This is a genomic window from Anaerolineales bacterium (assembly GCA_037382465.1).
Classification (GTDB): Bacteria; Chloroflexota; Anaerolineae; order Anaerolineales; family E44-bin32; genus WVZH01.
Genome location: JARRPX010000119.1, coordinates 1 through 3,775, shown reverse-complemented (window position 1 = coordinate 3,775; position 3,775 = coordinate 1). Strand labels below are relative to the sequence as shown.

At 56.7% G+C, this 3,775-nt stretch carries 3 protein-coding genes; all 3 read left to right on the top strand.

The window, feature by feature from the left end:
- The first annotated feature begins 159 nt into the window (after window positions 1-159).
- Window positions 160-2,469, top strand: coding sequence for a DEAD/DEAH box helicase (locus P8Z34_17090; protein ID MEJ2552389.1), 2,310 nt, complete (start codon window positions 160-162; stop codon window positions 2,467-2,469).
- Window positions 2,470-2,520: 51 nt separating this feature from the next.
- Window positions 2,521-2,991: a low molecular weight protein arginine phosphatase gene (locus P8Z34_17085; protein ID MEJ2552388.1), complete on the top strand. Its 471-nt coding sequence runs from the start codon at window positions 2,521-2,523 to the stop codon at window positions 2,989-2,991.
- 121 nt (window positions 2,992-3,112) lie between these two features.
- Window positions 3,113-3,775, top strand: a 663-nt coding sequence (locus tag P8Z34_17080) for an ABC transporter permease (GenBank protein MEJ2552387.1), incomplete at its 3' end; no start/stop codon positions are given.

Below are 3,775 nucleotides of genomic sequence, written 5' to 3'. Positions count from 1 at the left end.
TCCAGGCACTGCCGGGCCACGATCAAGAAGCCGAGATCGGGCGTGATGTGTTACCCAAACGTCTTCGCGGGCGCAACATCATGGAACCATTTTTACGCATCCGAACCGCTTTGGAAGAAGCCCATAGTCTAAAAGTCGGCGAACAATAGAAGAAAACCCGTGCCGACGATACGCTTATCTACCGGTCGAACCGTAACTCCGATGCCACGCCCGACGATCGCTGCGGTGCGTGATCCGAATATCTCGCCGGTCATACTCACCTCTTTCCCGATCGATGGGCACGTTCAAATCATCCCGGATCGCAGCGAGAGCGGCCAGATGATTACTCTCACGTGTGATCTATTGCTGGATTTCTCGCATGCGCGCCTGGAGAACATGGATTTGCACGATTACCCGGCCCGCTTGACGGCCTCGGATTCCATTCGAGAGATTGCCGTCGATTTCGATGCCCCGCAGCTATCGGGAAAGAAGTATCCTGTCAAAGACCATCTCGTCTTCGAGGGTCCGCCGCCGCTTCCGCGGTCGTACAAACCCATCGTCGAACGCAATAAAATCGTGGCCAAAAAAGTGCCGGACCTGATGGACATGCTGCGGCCGACGCTGGAACTCAGCGTTTTTCTCACGGAAGTCACCCCGCCGGTTCTACCCTTTCCCCTGCGCGACGATCAGATGGAAGCTGTGCTGACACTGATCAACCGGGATGCGCTTTTATTGGCGGATGACGCAGGAATGGGTAAAACGGTCACGGCGATCGCCGCGCTTTCCGCTCTGTTTCAACAAGGGGAAATCAAGCGAGCGTTGATCGTGTGTCCGAAGACGGGATTGCGCCATTGGTCCGGGCATCTATTAACGTGGGCTCCGTTCCTGACGTTCACGACCATCCAGGGCAATCCCGATCAACGGGATATGGATTGGCGCACGCCGGCACACGTCTACCTGGTGGATTACTCGACCCTGGCCATCGACATCGCCGGCGGTTTACTGGCCGGCGAAAGCCTGAACTTCGACATCGTCATTTTCGACAGCTTGCACATGATCCGCTTCCGTGAGCGAGAGATGTTCAATGCGCTGAAACGGCTCTCGGCTCAACGGCGCTGGGGATTGGCCGGCGCTCTGCCTCCCGATGAAGAAAGCTGGCTTTCCGTTTTCACCTTTCTCACGCCGGAAGAATTGGAAGGAGCGACGAAGAGCACGCTGCCGGAGCTGCATACGCAGTTCGAGAGCCATGTCATGCGGCGAACGAAGCGTGAAATGGCGAAGGGCATGCCACCGCAGATCCGGCAAGAACTCTGGCTCGATCTTCAAGACCGGCAGATGAAGGTTTACGAGAGGGCGCTCGAGGAGGAGCGCAACCGCCTGGTCAAACTTGGAGGAGCGATCACCCGTACGCACGTCATGTCGGCTGTGGAACGGTTGAAACGCGTCTGTAATTTTGCTCCGGAATTATTGGACGGCGTTAAAGTGAGAGCTTTGGTCGATCTGGTCGACGAAGTCTCTTCAGCCGGATCGAAAATCGTCGTAATTACCCAATTCAAAGAAGACGGACTTGAAAAATTGCTTCCCGTGCTCGAAGCGTACGGCGCATTGAGCATCGATCGAACCACCTCGCAAGAACAGCGGGACGAAATCCTGAGCGCATTCCGCCAGCAAGTTCATTGGAACGTGCTACTCATTGAAGCCGGTTCGCAGTTGGACGGAAAAGCGCTGAAGGAAGCGACGTACGTCGTTCATTTCGATCACAACTGGAATCCCGCGGTTCGCCGCCGCTTGGAGCGCCGCCTGAATCCATCGATCGGGCCCAAGGTGCCGGTCAACGTGTACGAGTTTTGGGTGGCGGACACGATCGAGGAGCGCCTGTACGAAATTCTGGCCGAACGCGGCATGCTGCCCCACCAGGTTCCCATGGATACGCAGCCCGTCGAATTGGAAGAACGCATCACGCTCGATGATTGGCTGCAGGATATCTTCGAAGTCCCCATTCACCCGACTCCGGCTTTCAAACTCAAAAAACAGTTGGAACAAGCCAAGAAGGAGTTGGAAGAGAAGAGCGAAGAACAGGAACCGCTGCCGGACACCGCGATGCTCAAATCGCACGTCGAATCGTTGGAGCCGGCGGGCATCGTTTCAGAGATCGGCCAATTGATGGGTGCGCTGGGATATCCGGAGACCGTCGTTCTCGAAGGATCCGACGAAGATTGTACGGAACTGCTGGCCTGGCGCACGGAGAAGAAAAAAGTCGCGCGCGTCTTCGTGCGCTATATACGCGCCGATAAAAATGTGGGCGTGGGCGAGGGCCGCAGCGTGCTCGAGACGATGGAATCCCAGGGAAATTGCGATTCCGCCTATCTCATCGTGACGACCGATTTCACGCGGGCGTGCAAGGAACTGGCGGAAGAATCGGGCGATCGCTTGCTGCTGATTTCGGGCGGAGAATTGCGGCGTCACCTGAGAATCATGGGGCGGTTATAGCATCGAGTTATTCCGATTGGAGAGAAGACACCGGACCTCGTAGGGAGCCGAATGCCATCGATCCTCTTCGTTTGCTCCGCCAATCAGTGTCGTTCACCGATGGCGGAGGCGCTTTTTAAGTCGATTCTGCATGATGCGGAATGGGGCGATGACTGGCGCGTCGAATCCGCCGGAGTCTGGGCGTATCCGGGCGAGCGGGCGACTCCCGCAGCGCGGCGTGTCATGCGGGAACGCGGCCTGGACATCGAGGATCACCGTTCCCGGCCCGTTGCCGAAGGTCTCTTAACACAGTTCGACCTGGTGCTGGTCATGGAAGGCCGTCATGCCGAGGCGCTGCAGATACAATTCCCGGCATGCGCCGATCGGGTGAAGCTGTTCTCTGCGCTCATCGGCCGCTCGGACGACATCGACGATCCGGTGACGGGCACGCTGGATACCTATCGGGGTGCTGCAGATGAACTGGAAGACATGCTCCGGCGCGGAATCGATCGAATCATCGAATGGACTGCCGCACGGGAGTAACGCCAATTGTATTTGCGGGAATTCACACACTCTTTTCACCCATTGCGCACGACAAGTAGAATAAATATGATAGACTTTGCCGCGATTGGGTAAGTGTTCGAGGTGGAATGGGTTATCACCAATGATCGAAGATTCGAGGGTTTACGATTCGGCCGCACGTGCGAAACCGTTCTATGAGGAACTACAGGCGCTCGTTCGCTACCGGGACCTAATCGGGCAATTGATCGCCCGTAGCGTGAAGGTGCGTTACAAGCGCTCCTTCTTGGGTGTGGCCTGGACGATGGTCAATCCGCTCCTCACCATGGCGGTCCTCACACTGGTGTTTGCGAACATCTTTCGCTTTCCCGGACAGGACTATGCGCTGCACGTACTTTCCGGGCTGTTGATATGGAATTTCTTTGCACAATCGACGACCGCCGCGATGAACGACCTGGTATGGAGCGGCGGATTGCTGGGACGGATTTTCGTCCCGAAGGCGGTCTTTGCCGTTTCAGCGCTGGGCACAGGTTTGATCAATCTCGTTCTGGCGTTGGGCGCCTATGCCATCATCGCTCTGGTGCTGGGCGCAAGTTTGCCGGCAACGATTCTGCTGCTGCCTCTGCCGGTATTCCTCACCGGACTTTTTACGCTGGGCGTGGCCCTGATGGTTTCGACCGCTGCCATCTACTTTCCGGATACTGTTCCGATGTACGAGGTGCTGCTTACGGCATGGATGTACCTCACGCCGGTGATCTATCCTGTGGATGTGCTGCCGGATAATTTACGTGCCGTTTTGCGTTTCAAC